The 18,077-nt window shown below is 73.6% G+C and carries 16 protein-coding genes and 1 tRNA gene; 8 read left to right on the forward strand and 9 right to left on the reverse strand.

Translation table 11 applies throughout. The features are described 5' to 3' along the window. Window positions 1-30 precede the first annotated feature (30 nt). Entirely contained in the window at window positions 31-2,118 is a 2,088-nt protein-coding gene (locus D6B71_RS14120; protein ID WP_121256117.1) for a GAF domain-containing SpoIIE family protein phosphatase, read from the forward strand. 12 nt (window positions 2,119-2,130) lie between these two features. On the opposite strand, the gene D6B71_RS14125 is transcribed toward D6B71_RS14120, so the two are convergent. Then, complete coding sequence (locus D6B71_RS14125) at window positions 2,131-3,015, reverse strand: alanyl-tRNA editing protein (RefSeq protein WP_126688277.1); 885 nt, start codon at window positions 3,013-3,015, stop codon at window positions 2,131-2,133. Between the two features lie 174 nt (window positions 3,016-3,189). On the opposite strand from D6B71_RS14125, the gene D6B71_RS14135 reads away from it, so the two are divergent. Then, entirely contained in the window at window positions 3,190-4,305 is a 1,116-nt protein-coding gene (locus tag D6B71_RS14135) for an alpha/beta hydrolase (protein ID WP_164519674.1), read from the forward strand. A 57-nt stretch (window positions 4,306-4,362) separates the two neighbouring features. Here the strand turns inward: D6B71_RS14135 and D6B71_RS14140 are convergent, their stop codons facing one another. After that, window positions 4,363-4,749 carry a VOC family protein gene (locus tag D6B71_RS14140; RefSeq protein WP_121256125.1) on the reverse strand — a complete coding sequence of 129 codons (387 nt, stop codon included), beginning with the start codon at window positions 4,747-4,749 and terminating at the stop codon, window positions 4,363-4,365. Window positions 4,750-4,827: 78 nt separating this feature from the next. On the opposite strand from D6B71_RS14140, the gene D6B71_RS14145 reads away from it, so the two are divergent. Then, entirely contained in the window at window positions 4,828-5,550 is a 723-nt protein-coding gene (locus D6B71_RS14145) for a TetR/AcrR family transcriptional regulator (protein ID WP_121256127.1), read from the forward strand. A gap of 6 nt (window positions 5,551-5,556) precedes the next feature. Here D6B71_RS14145 and D6B71_RS14150 read toward each other — a convergent pair whose 3' ends face one another. The 4 genes from D6B71_RS14150 to D6B71_RS14165 all read right to left on the reverse strand — a co-directional run bounded on the left by D6B71_RS14150 (window position 5,557) and on the right by D6B71_RS14165 (window position 9,354). Continuing rightward, complete coding sequence (locus D6B71_RS14150; protein ID WP_164519675.1) at window positions 5,557-6,954, reverse strand: MFS transporter; 1,398 nt, start codon at window positions 6,952-6,954, stop codon at window positions 5,557-5,559. A 57-nt stretch (window positions 6,955-7,011) separates the two neighbouring features. Continuing rightward, complete coding sequence (locus tag D6B71_RS14155; protein WP_121256131.1) at window positions 7,012-7,632, reverse strand: hypothetical protein; 621 nt, start codon at window positions 7,630-7,632, stop codon at window positions 7,012-7,014. An 86-nt stretch (window positions 7,633-7,718) separates the two neighbouring features. Further along, window positions 7,719-9,050: an ATP-dependent 6-phosphofructokinase gene (locus D6B71_RS14160; RefSeq protein ID WP_121256133.1), complete on the reverse strand. Its 1,332-nt coding sequence runs from the start codon at window positions 9,048-9,050 to the stop codon at window positions 7,719-7,721. 228 nt (window positions 9,051-9,278) lie between these two features. Continuing rightward, window positions 9,279-9,354: transfer RNA gene (locus D6B71_RS14165), tRNA-Lys, on the reverse strand. Window positions 9,355-9,799: 445 nt separating this feature from the next. Between D6B71_RS14165 and D6B71_RS14170 the strand changes: the two genes are divergently transcribed. The 4 genes from D6B71_RS14170 (at window position 9,800) to D6B71_RS14185 (ending at window position 15,077) form a co-directional block, all read left to right on the forward strand. Further along, window positions 9,800-10,804 carry a hypothetical protein gene (locus D6B71_RS14170; protein ID WP_121256135.1) on the forward strand — a complete coding sequence of 335 codons (1,005 nt, stop codon included), beginning with the start codon at window positions 9,800-9,802 and terminating at the stop codon, window positions 10,802-10,804. A gap of 107 nt (window positions 10,805-10,911) precedes the next feature. Next, on the forward strand, window positions 10,912-11,631 hold the full coding sequence (locus D6B71_RS14175; protein ID WP_121256137.1) for a flagellar brake protein: 720 nt from the start codon (window positions 10,912-10,914) through the stop codon (window positions 11,629-11,631). Between the two features lie 299 nt (window positions 11,632-11,930). Next, a complete protein-coding gene (locus D6B71_RS14180) occupies window positions 11,931-14,105 on the forward strand; it encodes a DEAD/DEAH box helicase (RefSeq protein ID WP_121256198.1) in 2,175 nt (724 codons plus the stop codon). Between the two features lie 348 nt (window positions 14,106-14,453). Continuing rightward, the gene (locus D6B71_RS14185) at window positions 14,454-15,077 is read left to right on the forward strand and encodes a hypothetical protein (RefSeq protein ID WP_126688278.1); all 624 of its coding nucleotides are present in this window, start codon (window positions 14,454-14,456) and stop codon (window positions 15,075-15,077) included. 99 nt (window positions 15,078-15,176) lie between these two features. Here the strand turns inward: D6B71_RS14185 and D6B71_RS22825 are convergent, their stop codons facing one another. Beyond that, on the reverse strand, window positions 15,177-15,314 hold the full coding sequence (locus tag D6B71_RS22825) for a hypothetical protein (protein WP_164519676.1): 138 nt from the start codon (window positions 15,312-15,314) through the stop codon (window positions 15,177-15,179). 439 nt (window positions 15,315-15,753) lie between these two features. Here D6B71_RS22825 and D6B71_RS14195 point away from each other — a divergent pair, with 439 nt between their 5' ends. After that, a complete protein-coding gene (locus D6B71_RS14195) occupies window positions 15,754-16,137 on the forward strand; it encodes a hypothetical protein (protein WP_126688279.1) in 384 nt (127 codons plus the stop codon). Between the two features lie 80 nt (window positions 16,138-16,217). Here D6B71_RS14195 and D6B71_RS22830 read toward each other — a convergent pair whose 3' ends face one another. Then, window positions 16,218-17,618 (reverse strand): hypothetical protein, encoded by a 1,401-nt coding sequence (locus D6B71_RS22830; protein ID WP_164519677.1) that lies wholly within the window; start codon window positions 17,616-17,618, stop codon window positions 16,218-16,220. Then, window positions 17,618-18,034, reverse strand: coding sequence for a hypothetical protein (locus D6B71_RS14210; RefSeq protein ID WP_121256147.1), 417 nt, complete (start codon window positions 18,032-18,034; stop codon window positions 17,618-17,620). The genes D6B71_RS22830 and D6B71_RS14210 overlap by 1 nt, the downstream gene beginning before the upstream one ends. Window positions 18,035-18,077: the final 43 nt, after the last annotated feature.

Consider the following 18,077-nt stretch of genomic DNA (forward strand, 5'->3'; position numbering starts at 1 on the left):
GCGCCCACGTCGATGAGAGACACGCCCTAGATGCCCACCCTGCTCCTGGTCGGGCAGGCCGCCGACGCCCGGCTCGGCCTCGACGACCTGCCGATGCGCCGACGCCTGGTCGAGCCGCACGCCCTCGACCAGGTCCCTGAGGTCGAGCCCGGCCACGAGGTGGTCGCCGTCCTGGTCGGCTCTGCGATCCCCGAGTCGCCGGTCGGCGTGGTGCAGCGAGTCCACCAGCGCTGGCCCCGCGCCCGGGTGGCGATCGTCGTCGACGGCGAGGAGCGGCTCGAGGAGCTGCGACGCCAGACGACGTACGCACCCGGCATCCCGCTCGAGCTCGCCCTGGTGAACCTGGCCTCGCCGACCGTCAGCGCCGAGCTGGCCGACCTGACCCAGGCGGCGGTGGGGGGCCACGAGTACGACCAGATGCTCGCCGCGGTCGGCAAGCGGGCCAGTGCGCCGCAGCCCCAGCTGTTGGTCCGGGCCACGCTCGGCACGCTGCTGGAGAACGCGCCCCTGGGCGTTCTGGTCGCCGACGTCGACGGCCGGCTGCTGGCTTGGAACCATGCCGCCGAGGACCTCCTCGAGCTGGAGCCGGAGACGGTCGGAGCCCTGGTGCCGACGCTGTTCACCGAGCCCGACTCGCTGGCTGAGGTCTTCGACCGCGCGTCGGCAGGCGCTCGTGAGGTCGGTGCCGACGACGTCCGCACCATGCAGGGCAGCGGCGGCACCTGGCTCGACGTGGGGATCGCGCCGAGCCGTCTCGCCGACGGTCGGGACGCCGTGCTGCTGCTGCTGCAGGACGTCACCTCCCGGCACGCGGCCGAGGAGCAGCGCGACCGCCTCGGCGCGCAGCTGGAGCTGATCGCCGGCGTCTCCGAGGCCCTGCTCAGCACGCTCGAGCCGGACGCTGCCCTGCGCGGACTCGCCGAGGAGGTCGTGCCGACGCTCGCCGACTGGGTGACCATCCAGGTCCACGACGACCGGGCGGTCACCCAGCGGGTGGTCCTCCACCACCGTGACCCGGCGTTCCAGGAACTGGCGAACCTGGTCGGCGCGCGACTGCCGCAGGGGGTCTCGGAGTCCACCCCGTCGCGGCGGATCGCCCGCGGCGAGGAGCCGATCCTGATCGAGGAGCTGAGCGCGGCACAGCTGGCCGAGTTCGTGCCCGATCCCGACCTGCGGCGCCTGCTCGACGACATGGGGGTCCACAGCGCGATCGCCGTGCCGTTGCCGGGGCGCGACTCCGTGCTCGGGTCGATGGTGCTGGTGAACCGGGAGGGGTCGCCCGCGTTCGGTCCCGCGGAGCTCCGGGTGGCCCGCGAGCTCGGACGCCGTGCCGGCAGCGCCCTGGAGACCATGCAGCTCTACGGCCGGCAGCGCGCACTGGCCGAGGAGCTGCAGCGCAGCATGCTCACCGAGCCACCTCGCCCGGGCCACACCGAGATCGCGGTCCGCTACCTGCCCGCGGCGGACGAGGCACAGGTCGGGGGCGACTGGTACGACTCGTTCCTCCAGCAGGACGGCAGCACCGTCGTGGTCATCGGTGACGTCGTCGGCCACGACTTCCGCGCCGCCGCCGCGATGGGGCAGCTGCGCGGGCTGCTGCGCGGCATCGGCTACATCAGCGGCTCCGGCCCGGCCGACCTGCTGTCCTCCCTCGACGAGACCATGGCGGGGCTCGACATCGACACCACCGCCTCCGCCGTGGTCGCCCAGATCGCGCCGCCGGGAGCCCCGGGCGAGCCCCGCGAGCTGTGCTGGTCCAACGCCGGCCACCCGCCGCCGGTCCTGATCCCCGCCGAGGGCGACCCGGTCGTGCTCGCGGTGGAGGAGGCCGACCTGGTGCTCGGCGTCATCCCCGGCATCGACCGCAGCGACCACCCGCTGCAGCTCTCGCCGGGCGACACGGTGGTGCTCTACACCGACGGTCTGATCGAGCGTCGCGACCAGGACTTCGACGAGGGGCTCGCGGCGCTGGTGGCCGCCGCCACCGAGCTGCGCGACCGGCCGGTCGAGGACCTCTGCGACGAGCTGCTGGCCAGGCTGCTCGACGTCGACCACGAGGACGACGTGGCCGTGGTGGCGGTGCGGGTGCTGGTGCCGAAGCCGCAGCTGCGTCCCTGACCCCAGCAGGTCCTACGGCGCAGGGGCGAGGACGGTCCGGGTGGTCATGGTGACCTCGGAGCGGTCCTCGCTGACGGCGGCGGTCGCCTCGAGCAGCGCGATCTCGCCGAGCCGGCGCGGGTGGGTGCCGCCACAGGCGACGTGCGCGGTGCCGCCGGGCAGCGCGCAGACCCACTCTCGCCGGTCGGTGAGCAGCGGCCCTTCGACGAGGATCTGCACCGGGGTGTTGGTCGCGAGCCAGTCGGCCAGGGTCCGGTTCACCTGGTCGACCACCTCGTCGAGCCGCTCGAGGAGCTGGTCGGTGGCGAAGCCGCGCTTGCGCAGCGACTTGCCCAGGCGATAGCGGTCGACCGCGCCGCTGACCTCGTGGTGGGTGTGCGTGCAGGCGGCCCGGTCCAGGTCGTGGAACCCCCGAGGGTCCAGGGGGCCCGCCTTGCGCCACAGCTCGTGGGTGGCCTGGTTCAGCGCGTAGGCCATCAGGTGCGACCCGGTGTGGGCGGCGCTGAGCGCCCGGCGCCGGCGCCCGTCGACGACCAGCGTCACGGTGCTCCCGGTCAGGTCGCGCACTCCGGGTGCGTCGGCGACCAGGTGCGCCACGTCGAAGTCGACCTCGGCCTCGTCGCGGCGTACGTCGACCTGGTCGTCGACCAGGAGCGGGCCGCCGGGGCGGCGCGCGGTGGTGAGGGCGCGCAGCACCGGCAGCCGGCCGGCGGGGGTCTCGAGCCACCCGCGGTCGTCGGGCTGGTCGGGCCACAGCGGGTCGAGGGGGTGGAAGGGGGTGGCCTCGGTGAAGAGCAGGAGCCGGCCGCCGTCGTCGACCCGCGAGTCTTCGACCACCGCGCGGACGGTGCTCGTCTCGAGGGTGGATCCGGCCGGGAAGGTGACGACGGTGCTCATGCCGGCTCCGAGCCTACGGCGCTCCGGCCCGCTCGTCCGCGGGATCGACCGTCCGGCGCAGTGATCCCGGGCGCCCGGCGCTCCGGGGACCGCGGGCCCTTCCGCGGGAAGATCGCGCGCTCCTAGCGTCCGGGTGTGGGCGGCGAGCGCGGAGCTGGGAGCCGGGGGACCGTCGTGAACCGGCCCGCTGGTGCCGGAAGGGCGCCGCTGGTCGCGATCGGGTTCGCGTTCGCCTTCGTCTGCGCCGCCGTGGTCGCCGCCGCCGGCCTCGGCCTGGGCGTCCCCCACCTGCGCAAGGAGGGCGTCGGGGTGGCCGGCGTGCTCGGTGTCGCCGCACTGGTCGCCGGCCTCGCGCTCGCGGCGTACTCGGCGTGGTGGCTGCTGGCCCGGCTGCGGAGGCGCTGGTGGCCGCTCGCCGTGCCGCTGCTGCTGGTCGCGACCTACCTGGCGTTCTGGACCGTGGGGCAGGGGTTCACCGCCGGACTGCCGCCTCGGCCGGCGTTGGGCGACCGGACGCCCGCCGACCTCGGGCTCGCCTACGAGGACGTCCGGCTGCCGACCGCCGACGGGGTCGACCTCGCCGGCTGGTGGGTGCCGTCGGAGAACGGCGGGGCGGTCGTGCTGCTCCACGGTGCGGGCTCGACCCGCACGGCGGTGCTCGACGAGGCCGGGGTGCTGGCCGACGCCGGCTGGGGCGTGCTGCTGCTCGACGCCCGCGGCCACGGCGAGAGCGAGGGGTCCGGCATGGACTTCGGCTGGTGGGGCGAGAGCGATGTCGCCGCGGCGCTCGACTTCGTCGCCGCCCAGGCCGGGGTCTCCGCCGAGCGGATCGGGCTGCTGGGGCTGTCGATGGGCGGTGAGGAGGCGATCGGGGCCGCCGGCGCCGACGACCGGGTGCGTGCGGTGGTGGCCGAGGGTGCGACCAACCGGGTGGCCGCGGACAAGGAGTACCTCGTCGACGAGCACGGCGCCCGCGGCAGCCTGCAGGTGGCCATCGACCGGCTGACCTACGCGGTGGCGGGGCTGCTCTCCGACGCCCCGCGGCCGCGGCCGTTGCGCGACTCGCTGGTGGACGCGGCCGAGCGGGGCGTCCGGTTCCTGCTGCTCACCGCCGGTGAGGTGCCCGAGGAGGGCTGGGCCGCGGACCGCTTGGAGCGCGCGGCCCCCTCGGCGGTCGAGGTGTGGACCGTGGAGGGCGCCGACCACGTCGGCGGCCTCGACCGTGCCCCGGAGAAGTGGGCCGCCCGGGTGCTGGGCTTCCTCGACGAGGTGTTGCCGACCCGTCGATGATTCCCGCAGACATGCCGTGTCGCGAGGAACGATCGACGGGTCGGCGGACCCGCGCGGCTACTCGGGCGTGGACACCCACTGCACGAGCTGCCAGATCAACCCGTTGTCGTCGGCGAACTGGCAGAACCGCTCGCCCCACGGCTCGGTCTCGGGAGGAGTGACGACCTTCGCGCCGGTGGCGGCGATGCGTGCGAACTCGGCGTCGAGGTCGTCGACGACGAAGGCGAGCAGCAGGCCCTGACCGGCGGGCCCGGCGATCTCCTTCGGCTTGAACGAGGCCAGACCCACCCGCAGGAACACCAGGTTGACCCCGGCGGTGGGGTGCTGGAGCGAGACGAACCCGTCCGCGGACATGCCGGGAGTGAACCCGAACAGGACGGCGAAGCCGGCCGATGCCTCGACGTCGGCGACGTTGAGGGAGATGGCGGTGTCGGTGATGTGCATGGGCGTCCTTCCGTTCGAACGACTCTGTACGCCGTACAACGTACGTCGTTATGAGAAGATTCCCCGCATGGAGACGCCGTGCCGAGACCGCTGATCGACCTGCTCTGGCGCGACCACCCGCAGGCGCCCGCCGGAGGCAGTCGCGGGCCGCGGGCGCGCGTGACCACCGGCGCGGTCGTCGACGCCGCGGCCCGGATCGCCGACGCCGACGGCCTGTCCGCCGTCACCATCCGGCGGCTCGCCGGCGAGCTCGACGTCTCGACGATGTCGGTCTACACCCACGTGAACTCCCGCGACGACCTGCTCGTCCTGATGGCCGACGCGGCACACGCCAGGATGGACCGCCCGGCGTACGGCCGGCTCGGCTGGCGCTCGCGGGTACGCCGGGTGGCCGAGGCCAACCTGGCCCTGCTGCAGGCGCACCCCTGGCTGCACGAGGTGGTCGACGACCGCACCGCGCTCGGGCCCGGGACGATCGCGAAGTACGACCACGAGCTGCAGGCCCTGACGCCGCTGCGGCTGGAGCCGGTGACCTGCGACGCGGCGCTCACGTTCGTGCTCGACTTCGCCCGGGCCGGCGCCCGCGCGCTGCAGCCACGCCCGGGCGCGGCCGAGCTGGCCGAGCACTGGGGGGAGTGGAGCCCCCGGCTCGCGGCGTACCTCGGCGCGGACCATCCGCTCGCCCAGACCGTCGGCGCCGCCGCCGGTGCGGCGATGGGGGCGCCGTCCAGCCCGTCGCTGGCCTGGGAGTTCGGCCTGGCCCGGGTGCTCGACGGCCTCGCCGCCCTGGCGCCGAGCTGAGCGACCTCAGCCCGCGGTGCCCCGCAGCGTGACCGGGCCACTGCCGCGCCGACCCTGCAGGACGCCCAGCCCGGCGACCAGGCAGACCCCCGCGAGGGTCAGGCTGGTGGCGCGGAACGCGACCAGGTCGGCCCCGTAGACCGCGAGCAGCGCGACGCTCGCCGCCGAGCCGACCGCGAAGCCGAGGTAGCGCAGCAGCTGGTTGAACGCCATCGCGCTGCCGGTCTCGGTGGCGGGCACCTGCGGCACGATCAGCGTCGCCAGCGACGAGAACGTGAACCCGCTGCCGAGCCCGCCGACCGCCATCACGACCAGGGCCTGCCACAGGTGGTTGTGGGCGACCGCAAGCAGCACCATCGACGAGGCGAACACCGCACAGCCGGTCGGCAGCAGGACGTGCGGGCCCCGGCGGCGGGCGATCCGCAGCGCCACCCGGCTGCCTGCGACGCTGGTCAGGGCGTAGGGCAGCAGCACCAGGCCGGCCGCCGAGACGCCGAGGTCGAGCCCCCACCCGCGACTGCCGTCGGCGCGGACCAGCAGCACGACCAGGGTGAGCAGGCCGTACATCCCGACGCCGAGCGTGAACGCGACACCGTTGGGGCCGAGCACACCGGGCCTCGAGGCGAGAGCGAGGTCGACCAGCGGCTGGCCACCCCGACGAGTCACCCGCCGGGTCTGCGCGACCCATGCCGCGACCAGCACCACACCGGTCGCGGCGAGGCTCACGGTCGCCGGCGACGTCCAGCCCCAGTGGTCGCCCTGGCTCACGGCCAGCAGCACCGACACCATGCCGACGGCGACCAGGGCGACGCCGGTGAGGTCGACCTGCTGCGACTCACCGTGTGCCTGGTGCGGGAGGAAGCGGAGCGCGAGCGCGAACGTCGCCGCGACCAGGGCCGCGCCGAACCAGTAGGCGCCCGCCACTCCGGCGTGCTCGGCGACCAGCGCGGTGACCGGATAGCCGAGGCCCGCGCCGGCGACCGTGGCCACCGAGAGGAGGGAGAGTCGCGAGGAGAGCCGCTCTCCCCGCCACAGGTCGCGGGCGACCGCCAACGTGAGCGGCGCGAGGGCCAGCCCCACGCCCTGCAGAGCGCGGCCGACCAGCAGCCCGCCGATGCCGGTGGGCAGCGCGGAGAGGACCAGGCCGACCAGGACCGCGGCGAGCCCGCCCAGCACCACCGGCCGGCGGAGCCGTCCGCTGCCCCAGCGGCCCAGGGCCGGGGTGGTGGCCGCCGCGGCCAGCATGGTCGCGGTCAGCACCCACTGCGCCGTGCTGAGCGGCACGGCGTACGACGTCGCGATGCTGGGCACCAGTGGCGCCCCGAGGCTGCTCACCACGGCGGTGACCGTGGTGATGGCGGCGAGGGTGGCGAGGATCCAGCGGTCCTTGGCATCGCTCGGCACGGGGCCAGTCTCCCGGGCGGAGGCCCCCGGACTCCCCACGGGGCCGCGCTCAGCCGCTCAGAACGGCGCCAGGATCCGGTCGACGAGGACCCCCGTCGCGACCAGCGGAAGGGGCGCGGTCACCGCGAGCACGCCGACGGTGGAGAGCACCCGGCCTGACCGACGCTCACCGAGCATCAGCCCGGCGACCATAACGGCCGCGACGGCTGCGGCGAGGAGCCCCGGTGACCCGACGAGGAGCGCGTCACCGGGGCCGCTGAAGCAGAGGAAGTCGTTCTCGCCGCAGCTGGCGTTCAGCACCGCGTAGCCGAGCACGGCGAACCCCGCCGCCACCAGCCCGAGCAGCACCACCCCGACCGCGCACACGACGCGCCGCAGCTGCGGGTGGATGGCGACGAATCGGGAGGCGAGCCCCACCCAGGCGAGCAGCCCACCGAGCGCCGCGACCAGGGTGGCACGGGGCTTCATGTCCCAACCCCACTCGTCCCGGTCGGAGTAGTGTCCGCCCCACCTGCGGGGCCGCTGCAGGTCGTCGGCGAGCGCCCAGCCGGTGAGATAGGCGAGCACCGCGAGCGCCGCGAGGCCCAGGCCTGCGGCGATGGCCCACCGCTGCGCGGAGGTGAATCGCAGAGGTCGCGCCCCGATGAACGGCCGCTCGGGCAGCTGCGTCTGGTCCATGTCTCCGACGCTAGGAGCCGCCCGGGCCGCGCGCGTGAGCCCCGCTACTCAACCGGTACGCCGGGCCGGCCGGCCCGGCGTACGACTCAGGTGAACTCGGGTGGCTGCCCGGTCGTCTCGAGCACCGACAGCCACAGGTCGCCCTGCGGGTCAACGTGGTTGCGGTGGCTGACCGCCAGCGGCATCGGGATGTGCACGAACCGGCGGCGCCGGCGGCCGACGAGCACTTCGGTGCGTCCGGCCATCGCGGCGTGCACCGCCGCGTGGGCGAGCCGGAGACAGTAGGCGCTGTCGAACGGGTTCGCGGGCACGCTGCGGATGGAGTAGCTCGGGTCGAAGTAGCGCACGTTGTGCTCGAGGCCGTGGCTGTCGAAGTCCTCGACGATCTTGCGGCGCAGCAGCCGGCCGATGTCGCCGAACCGCACGTTGCCCGAGGCGTCCTGGCCGGGCGGCTCGGTCTCGATGTGCTGTTGACCGGCTCCCTCGGCGACCACCACGACCGCGTGCCCGCGGGTGCGGACGCGTTCGCGCAGGTGGGTCAGGAACCCGTCGGGCCCGTCGAGGGCGAACGGCACCTCGGGGATCAGCACGTAGTCGACGTCGTCCTTGGCCAGCGTGGCGTAGCAGGCGATGAAGCCGGAGTGGCGGCCCATCAGCTTGACCAGCCCGATGCCGCCGGGCGCGGAGCGGGCCTCGACGCTGGCGGACTGGATCGACTTGGTCGCCTCGGCCAGGGCGGTCTGGAACCCGAAGCTCTGGTCGATGTGCGGGATGTCGTTGTCGATGGTCTTGGGGATGCCGACGACGGCGACCTTGAGGCCGCGTTCGGTCACGACGCGGACGATCTCCATGGCGCCGTGGATGGTGCCGTCGCCGCCGATCACGAACAGGATGTTGATGTTGAGCCGCTCGAGGGCGTCAACCATCTCCTCGGGGTCCTGGCCGCCGCGGGAGGTGCCGAGGATGGTGCCGCCCTCGTCGTCGATGCGCTGCACGTTCTCGGGCGTGAGGTCGACGACGTCGTCCCCGAAGCGGGGGATCATGCCGCGGTAGCCGTTGCGGAACCCCATGATCCGGGTGACGCCGTAGTGGCGCGACAGCTCGAGCACCAGCGAGCGGATCACGTCGTTGAGCCCCGGGCAGAGCCCGCCGCAGGTGACGATGCCGACCCGGGTCTTCGCCGGGTCGAAGTAGATCTTCTTCCGCGGCCCGCCGGGCTCCAGGCTGGGCAGCTGGTCGATCGGCACGCCGCGCGAGCCGGCCAGCCCGACGGTGTCGTCGAAGAGGATGCGGTCCTCCTCCATGACGGAGTGCTGCGTGGTCTGCCGCGACATCAGCGCGTCGGCGAGCGGGGAGTCGACCCGGCAGGGACCGAGCGTGCGGACCACGAGGTCCTCGGCGGTGACCATGCCCGACATCAGCGGACCTCCGCCGTCTGGGTGCGGCGTACGACGGCGGCGTCTGCCCGGCGACTCGGCTGCCCGGTGGGCTCGGCTTGCTGTTCGGCTCGGATCACGGGTTCACGCTATCGGTGCTCCGGGGCGTCCGCTGCGCGATGCCGCGCCCCGGCTGGTTCCGCACGTTCCTGTCGTCCGGGAAGCCGGTTCACGACGCAGACGTGAGGAGCCACGCGTGCCGCTGGTGCTTGGTAGGCCCCGTGGGACTCGAACCCACAACCAAGAGATTAAAAGTCTCCTGCTCTGCCAATTGAGCTAGGGGCCCGGGGGTCTGGACGTCTGGCTGGACTCTGCTCCGGATGTCAGGAGGCAGTTCGTTCCTCCCCGTCGCCGGGCGACAGTACCGGACGCTGGGGTCGGTCTGGGTGGTGCCGCCGATGGGTCGGCGTCCGTCGGGTCGCGGATGCCGAGGTCGAGCCCTCACCCTTCCCTGTTCGACGTCGCGGCAATCGGGGCGCAGCATCGGAGCACGGCGCGCGAGGCCGCCGTCCGGCATCCTCCAACGGCGCCCGGCCTGGCTGCGACCTTCGAGTGTCGGGTCAGCGTGTTTGTCGCGGTCATGCGTGGGTAGACGTGAGGCTCGTCAGCAGTGCTGGCGGATGCGGACACGACAGGGGGCAGCACATGGGGGGACACGCCAGGTGAGACGGCAGGTGACACGCACGGGCACCGGGCGGTTGCGCCTGTCGATCGCCGTGGCTGGAGCCGCGATGGGGCTCGGTCTCCTGACCTCCTGCGGCGCTGACGGCCTGGCGGTCGGAGACGTCGAGGCGAGCGAGGTGGCGACGCCGCCGGAGGGGGTGAAGACCGTCTCGGTGACGGTCCCGACCGGCACCCTGGACGTCTCTGTGGCCGTGCCGGCCCAGGAGGTCGGCGACCTGCAGGCACCGGACGGTGGCAGCCTGCTCTGGATCTCGACCGACTTCCAGGACATGGCGGTGCGGCGCGACGTCTGGTCGTTCGCAGCCCGCGAAGGGGCGGCGATGCCGATCGGTCTCCGGGTGAGCGTCGAGGGCACCACCTACCCCGTGGGTGTCGTCCGACGCGGCGCCGCCGGCACCGACGGCGGGGAGCCGGTGCCCCGGGACCTCGTCGTGGCCCTCGGCGAACGGCTCGTCACCCAGGACGACGTCTCCGTCGAGGTGACCTATGACGGACTGGCCCAGACGGTGCACCTGGGCGACGGCTCACGGGATCCGGGCCCGGCCGATGCGCTCTACGCGGATGCCCCGCGGCCCGGTGACCTGCCGACTGTCCCGTGTGCCAACGGTCCCGTGCGCCACGGTGACCTCACCGCGCCGATGACCTGCCGGGTGGGTCCTGCGTTCACCGTGCCCTACCTGCCCGCCCTCGGTTGGGCGGAGGAGGGGCGGGCCTGGACGGTGGTCGGTCTGGGGGTCGACCTGCCACGCGTGGAGCTCGCCGCCCCCGGCGTAGCTGCGGGAAGCTACGCCGTGACCGGCGTCGAGAGCTCACCGGCGCTCTCGGGCCAACAGCCTGTCGAGATGCTCGACGAGACCATCGACGCCCAGGGTGCCCGGTACGCCGCCCAGCTGGTCTTCGCGAGCACACCCGAGGTCGGTGGGTTGCTGCGCATCGACCTCGACTACACGCTTCGTCTCGCCGACAGCCGTGGTCCGGGGAAGAACCCGCCGGCCACCACGACGCTGCGCCGCGTCACGACGGTCGACCTGTCCTCGCTCGGTGAGCCATGAGTTGAGCGCGCCAGTGGCGTGGGGCTCCGCGAGCCGCACTAGCATCGCAGTACGCGGCCGGGCGCGGCCGCCGTGCGACTCACGGACGAGAAGGTGGTGGCGAGAGAGTGTCGAGGCAGGCCCGGCAGCAGTCGCTGCCCGCACATCCCACGGTGTTGACTCCAGTGCAGGTGCGCGTGCCGCAGCCGGCCGACACGGCGGTCGAGCTGGTCAGCCGGGTCCTGGATCTCGAGTCCGCCGACGGCGCCACCCCGACGCAGGGGACCGCCGAGGGCGAGGCGCCGACCATCGTCGTCGCGCGGCCCGACCTCACCGGCGTCGTCGACGCGGGCGTGCTGCCGCGGCCGGAGCAGGAGCTGACGCTCGGCTGGCCGCACGAGAACGGCCAGGTGCTGCTGCCGGTGACGGCGGTCGCGGACCGGCGCCGCTACGGCCCGGTGTGGCTGTTGACCCCGGTGGGCGAGCCGCGGCGCGTCCAGCGGCGCGAGTTCTTCCGGGTGCCGTTCGCCGCGCCGGTCACGCTGACCCCGATCGACGACGACGGCGGCAGCGGCCCGGCGAGGTCCGGCACGGTCGTCGACCTCGGCGAGGGCGGCCTGCTCGCCGTGGTGGAGGGCGAGCGGCCGGCCCCGGGCACCGAGGTGGAGGTGCGGCTCCTGGTGGGTGGCGACCTCGTGCGCTCGGTGGCCGAGGTGGTCCGCCACGTCGAGCTGCCCGGCGGCGGCCCCGGCGTCGCCCTGCGGTTCAGCGACCCGGAGGAGCACGGCGACCTGATCCGCAGCGTCGCGTTCGCCGAGCAGCGACGGCTCGCCGCCCGCCACGACTGACCTGCCGGGCGCCGGGCTGCGTGCTGATGGCCACACCGCGCGCTTCTCGCGCTAGAGTGGGCGACGCATCCATTCGCAGGCCTCGCCCATCTCGCCTCGCGCCGTCTGGTCGGCGGTCGTGACGCGCAGTCAGGCGGCCTGGCCGCCGAACCCCGCACGGGTTCGCCGGCCGGACGTTGCGGCGCACCTGCCGTCGCGACGGCGTACGGCGTCCTGCGCGCCAGGGGTCAGAGACCCGCCCGGGTGCGTGCTGCACAGGCCCACGGCGTTGCTCGCCGGGGATGTCGGAGGAGGAGTTCTTGGCTCGACGAGGCCAGCGCCAGTCCGGTGCCACCCGCACCGCCAACCGGCGGCGCCGCGGCGCCCGCGTGCTCGACAACGAGGGCATCATCCCGGTGCTCGCGAAGGCGGTGCGCGAGGTCGAGAACGCCGTCCAACGCGGCCAGGTGTCGTCGTCGACGCGCACGAAGTTCCAGGTGATCGCGCTTCTGGTGCGTGAGGAGCGGGCCCACGTCAAGGCCGACTCCGAAGCCACCGAGGCGCGCCGCGGCGAACAGCTCAAACGGCTCGACGGGGTCGCCACGATCCTGGCCAAGACCGCGGCGCGCGACACCTCGATGCTCGCGCTGCTCGCCGAGGACGCCGAGATGTCGGAGTCCGCGCGGCTGCTGCGCCGCGAGATGCTCGAGGCCGCCGGCATCGAGGTGCCCGACGACGAGCCCGAGCCGGAGGCCCTGCCCGAGGCGGGCGCCGACCGGCGGGTGGTGCCGCAGTCGGTGATCTCGCGTCAGCTCGCGAACCCGTTCCTGGTGCCGGACTTCTCGATCGCCGAGCAGACCCGCAGCCGGGCTCGGCGGCTGGCCGGCTGGGAGCTGCTCGGCCCGCTGTTCCGCTCCTTCGAGTACGCCGGCGCGGGCGCCACCTCGACGATGCCGCTGCCCGAGCCCGACGAGCTGCTGCGCCTCGCGCCCGGACGCGAGCTGATGCACCACCAGGGGCAGGTCGTGGCCGCGGCCGCGCACGGCCACCGCTCGTTCCTGCTCGCCGACGAGCCCGGCCTGGGCAAGACCGCCCAGGCGCTGCTCGCCGCGGAGGCCGTCGGCGCCTACCCGCTGCTGGCCGTCGTGCCGAACGTGGTCAAGGCGAACTGGGCGCGCGAGGTCGGCATGTGGGTTCCCAACCGCAAGGTGACGGTGATCCACGGCAACGGCGAGGACGTCGACGCGTTCGCCGACGTCGTCGTGGTCAACTACGAGATCCTCGACCGCCACGTGGGCTGGCTGGGGGACTTCGGGTTCCGCGGCATGGTCGTCGACGAGGCGCACTTCATCAAGAACAAGACCTCCCAGCGCAGCCAGCACGTGCTGCAGCTGGCCGACCGCATCCGGTCGCGCACCGCGCGACCGTTGATGGCGGCGCTCACCGGCACCCCGCTGATCAACGACATCGAGGACTTCCGGGCGATCTGGCAGTTCCTCGGCTGGATCGACGACGTCAAGCCGCTGGGCGCGCTGATGGACCGGCTCGAGGACACCGGGCTCACCCCCGCCGACCCCGGCTTCTATCCCTCGGCCCGCGCGGCCGTGGTCGACATGGGCATCGTGCGGCGTCGCAAGGTCGACGTCGCCAAGGACATCCCCGCCCGCCGGGTCGCCGACATCCCGGTCGAGCTGGACGACGAGATGGGTCGCTCGATCCGCGAGGCCGAGCGCGAGCTGGCCCGCCGCTTGGTCATGCGCTACGACGCCGCGCTCGAGCGGCGTACCTCCGGTGCGGTGGTCTCGGGCATCGACCACGAGCTGGTACGCCGGGTGGCGACCTGGGAGCGCGAGGACTCCGACAGCGGCACGGGCGGCGAGAACGTCTTCACGATGATGCGCCGGATCGGCCAGGCCAAGGCCGGGCTGGCTGCCGACTACGCCGCCCAGCTGGCCCGCAACGTCGGCAAGGTGGTCTTCTTCGCCAAGCACATCGACGTGATGGACAACGCCCAGGACACCTTCGCCCGGCGCGGCATCCGGTTCACCTCGATCCGCGGCGACCAGTCGCGCACCGCGCGGGAGAAGGCGATCGACGGGTTCGTCAACGACCCCGAGGTCGCGGTGATCGTCTGCTCGCTCAGCGCCGCGGGCGTGGGCATCAACCTTCAGGTCGCCTCGAACCTGGTGCTGGCGGAGCTGTCGTGGACCGACGCCGAGCAGACCCAGGCCATCGACCGGGTGCACCGGATCGGTCAGGAGGAGCCGGTGACGGCGTGGCGGATCATCGCCGCGCAGACCATCGACACCAAGATCGCCGAGCTCATCGACAGCAAGGCCGGCCTGGCGGCGCGCGCCCTGGACGCCTCCGACGAGGAGCTGCCGTCCTCGGCCGACGTGCAGACCGAGGCGATGGTCGCACTGCTCACCGAGGCGCTGGAGAAGCGGGCGGCCCTCACGCCCGCGGGTGCGGTCCCGGCGTTGCCGGGCCTCTGAGGTCAGCCACATGGGGTCTCGGGTCGGCCGCCGGGCGGGCTCGGGTCAGGTAGCGGCCAGCAGGTGAGCACCGCTCTCAACCGGCTGGACATGAGCACTGATGGGGTGGCGTACCGGACTCCTTCCGGCACATCCCCCGTGGACAGCGCTATGGCTGCCTTCGTCGTCGAACCAGTCGGAGCCGTCGTCGTAGAAGTTGCCGTTGCGTCCGTGTTCGTCTTGCGGCGTGTGCGTCCGCGGTCGGACCCTGCGGCTCCTGCCCCGCATCGGCCCGGCCAAACCGGGGCCGCAACCAGCTGTGGCTACGGTGTGCGAAACGGCTCAGGACGTCAAACCAGGAGAGGCCGCATGCGCAGATCCCTTCGGATGCTCGGTGCCGCTTCGGCGCTGCTCGTGCTGACGCTGGCGGCAGGCTGCGGCGACGACGGGTCCTCGGAGTCGACCGGACCGAACTCGCCGGCGCCTTCGAGCAGCTCGGAGGGGGCGGCGGAGCCTTCGCCGTCGGGCTCGGAGCCCGCCTCGGAGTCGGGCTCCTCGGTGACCCCCGCGTCGGGTCCGCTGCTGACGCAGCCGTCGGCTCGGCTGAGAGCTCCCGAGGGGTGGGAGTCGCTGGGCCGGATGCTTGACGTCCAGGTGGACGCGGGCAGCCCTCGCGGCGAGCTGATCTCGTTCTTCGACAACACCCACTGGGGGGCGGCAACCGACACCTTGGACGACGTGGTCGCCGCGAGCCTTCCGAACTATCGCAACGACGACGTGGAGCGGCAGCCCGACGTGCAGCTGGACGGCCAGCCGGCCTACCACCTCGCCGGCTGGTCCGGCACCGACCCCGACCGGAGGCTCGAGGAGATCGGAACCGTGCGCGAGGGCCGTCTGGTCACCGTGAAGTTCCGGCTGGAGCGTGACGCGGCCTTGCGCACGGACCCCGACATCGTGGCGTCCGTGCTCGCCACGTTCGAGTGGCGCGACTGACGGACCCGACGGCGAGTGCCGTCTCGGGCACCACCGAGGACCACGGATGGGCCGGTCCGGGGTGCGACCGTGACCGGCCCGTCGTGGTGAGTGCGAGGGCTATCTGAGGACGTCGGGTCCGATGCCTTCGTCGTCGATCCAGTCCGAGCCGTCGTCGTAGAAGTCGCCGGCGTGGCTGCGTTCGTCGTCGCGGCCCTTGCGGCCACGCCCGGCTCCGCCGGCGGCTCCGGCGTCCACCGGCGCGTCGGATGCTGCCGGACCGGCCACCGGCGGCGCCGCACGACCGCTCACCGACGTCTCGGACCTGGCCGGGGAGACCCTCCCCCGGTTGGTTGGACTCTCCGCGAACGGGGTATGCCCCCTTTGGCCCGCGGGCGATCGCAGCTGGCGGTCGGAATCTGCGCCCAACTGGTCGGGCGGACACACGAAACCGGGAGAGGGTGTGCATGGTGCCGACTTGGGCGATCGCTGCGGGGTTGACCGCGGTGGTGATGGCGCTGGTTGGTGGCGGTTGCAGCGACGGGTCTCAAGCTGGCTCGACGCCCCGTCGGATGCCGACTCGGGTGAGACGAGCACCGAGCCGATGGACGAGGTGACCAGCGACGTACCGGCTGACCCGGCCGGCGAGTCGTCGGTCGAGGCTGCCTCAGGACCTCGTCTCGAGCACCATTCGGCGGTGCTGCGGGGTCCGGACGGTTGGCGCCGCGGGAGCTCTTTCGGTGACCTGCAACTGAGTGCCGACGGCGGCTTCGGAGAGTTCCTCACCCTTTTCGACCAGGCGGTGCTGACCGCCGAGGCCACCTACGACGAGATGGGTGCGCTGACGCTGAAACAGTGGCGGGACAGGGACGGTCGCCGGTTCTCCGACGTGGAGCTCGACGGGGCGCCGGCCTACCACGTGGGTGGCTGGGCGAGCGCCGGGAACTGGCAAGATCTCGTGGGGACGGTCCACGAGGGACGGTATGTCGAGGTCGTCCTCGCGACTCCTCGGGAGAGAGCCCCGGCGGGGGTCTCCGACCTGCTGGCATCGGTGCTGGCGTCGTTCGAGTGGCGCGACTGAAAGGTCGGCGGCGGGCCCCAGGGGACGGCGACGGGCCGGTCCGGGGTGTGCCCGCGGCCGACCCGTCGCGGTGAGCGTGGCTATCTGAGGACGTCGGGTCCGATGCCCTCGTCGTCGATCCAGTCGGAGCCGTCGTCGTAGAAGTCCTGGGACTGTCCGCGCTCGTCGTCGCGGCCCTTGCGGCCACGCCCGGCACCTGCGGCTCCACCGGCCGCCCCGCGACCGCCCGCTCCGCGACCGCCCGCTCCGCGACCGCCCGCTCCAGCGGCGGCGGCGCCACGTCCGCCGGCCGCGCCGGCGGCGCCGGAGCGTCCACCGGCGCGTCCCGTGCTGCCGGACCGGCCACCGGCGGCGGCGCCGCGGGCGCCGCCGGCTGCTCCCTGGGTCATCGGGACCGCGGTGCCGCGCCCCAGGACGCCGGAGGCACCGCGGGCACCGCCCGCACCGATCGCCCGGCCCTGACCGGCCGCGCCGGCGCCTCCGCCGATGGGCATGGCGCCGCCGCCGATGCCGGTGGCGCCGCCGGCCAGGCCGCCGAGGCCGGCCAGGCCGATGCCCGCACCGGCCGCGACCCCGCCGCCGACGGACCCGAGGCCACCGCCGCCGGAGGCGGCCGGTGCCACCGGGGAGCCGATCGTGCCGCTGCCCGGGTGTGGGGTGCCGACGGGCGGGGCGGTCGGCCCCTGCGGCGTACCGGTCGACGGGGGTGTGGTCGGCGGAGAAGTCGGTGGCGTGGTCGGCGGGTTCGTCGGTGGGGTGGTGGGTGGGTTCGTTGGGGGGTTGGTGGGCGGGCTCGTCGGTGGCTCGGTGGGCGGGTTGCCGGGCGGGTGGCTCGTGGGGTTGCCGGGCACCGGGACGGGACCGCGGGGCCCGGTGCTGACCGGGCCGCGACCGCCGCCGCCGGAGCCACCGCCGGTGTCGACGGGCTGCTCCCAGGGGTCGGGCTCGCCATGGATCGTCTGCATCACCGCGGACTCTTGCCGCTGGTTGGTCTCGAGGGTGCGCAGGGCCGCCTCGGCCTCGGCCTCGCGGGCCTGTTCGGCGGCCCGGAAGGCCAGCATGTCGTTGGTGTACTTGGTGTCGGCAGCTACGACTGCGGCGTCGTTCGGCGGGCCGACGACCCGCTCCTTCGTGGGCTCGACGGCCGCGTCGGCCTCCTTCGCCAGCCGCTGGTACGTCTGGCGGGCCGCTTGCAGGGCGTCGGAGGCTCGGCCAAGCGAGTCGCGGCCCTTGACCATGTCGTCACGCTTGTCACGCAGATGCGTCGCGGAGCGGACGAGGGCGTCGACCGTCGCCTGCGCGGTCTGTCCCTGGTAGTACTCGTGGTCGCGCAACGCGGCCGCCCTGCTCTGCAACTGCTGAGCGAGGTTCTCCAGCACGGTCGCGCCACGGTCCCACTCGTTCCCCGCTCCGGAGACCTCGGCGGGCTCGATGGGGTCGACGGCCTGGGCGAGAAGCTGCAGCTTGGGTCCGCGGGCCATCAGCCCTCCCCTCCTGTGGGGGCCTCTCGCAGCGGGGCATTGCCGCGCGTGAGGGCGAGGGCGCGCTCCAACTGGCGCTTGAACTCCGGGGTGTAGGTGTCGTCGACTGCGAAGACGCCGGTGGACATCGTCTTGACCGCGTCGCGGTAGGTCAGCAGTCCGGTGGCCGCAGTGAGCACGGCGGCCAGCACGTGGGCGCGGGCGCGGCTGCTGTTCCACGCCAGCTGCGCACCGCGGTCGTTCGCGCCGAAGTGCACGTCCGCGACCTCGTGCACCTTGCCCTCGACCTCGTGGAGGTCGTCGGAGCCGGCCCGGAGGAACGACTCCAGGTCGTCGATGAGCTGCTGGCTGACGGCCAGCTCCTGGAGTATGCCGATGGCTTGATCGATGCCTGGCAGGAACCCGAATGTCGACATCGTGGTGCGTCCCCCTGAATCCGAGCCGTCTTCGCAAGCGCAG

Origin of the sequence: Nocardioides ferulae, assembly GCF_003660455.1 — a bacterium.
Taxonomy (GTDB): domain Bacteria; phylum Actinomycetota; class Actinomycetes; order Propionibacteriales; family Nocardioidaceae; genus Nocardioides; species Nocardioides ferulae.

Coding starts and splice junctions, on each gene's coding strand:
- D6B71_RS14120 (WP_121256117.1), top strand. CDS start 31: ATGCCCACCCTGCTCCTGGTCGGGCAGGCCGCCGACGCCCGGCTCGGC.
- D6B71_RS14125 (WP_126688277.1), bottom strand. CDS start 3,015: ATGAGCACCGTCGTCACCTTCCCGGCCGGATCCACCCTCGAGACGAGC.
- D6B71_RS14140 (WP_121256125.1), bottom strand. CDS start 4,749: ATGCACATCACCGACACCGCCATCTCCCTCAACGTCGCCGACGTCGAG.
- D6B71_RS14155 (WP_121256131.1), bottom strand. CDS start 7,632: ATGGACCAGACGCAGCTGCCCGAGCGGCCGTTCATCGGGGCGCGACCT.
- D6B71_RS14160 (WP_121256133.1), bottom strand. CDS start 9,050: ATGTCGGGCATGGTCACCGCCGAGGACCTCGTGGTCCGCACGCTCGGT.
- D6B71_RS14170 (WP_121256135.1), top strand. CDS start 9,800: ATGGGGCTCGGTCTCCTGACCTCCTGCGGCGCTGACGGCCTGGCGGTC.
- D6B71_RS14185 (WP_126688278.1), top strand. CDS start 14,454: ATGCGCAGATCCCTTCGGATGCTCGGTGCCGCTTCGGCGCTGCTCGTG.
- D6B71_RS22830 (WP_164519677.1), bottom strand. CDS start 17,618: ATGGCCCGCGGACCCAAGCTGCAGCTTCTCGCCCAGGCCGTCGACCCC.
- D6B71_RS14210 (WP_121256147.1), bottom strand. CDS start 18,034: ATGTCGACATTCGGGTTCCTGCCAGGCATCGATCAAGCCATCGGCATA.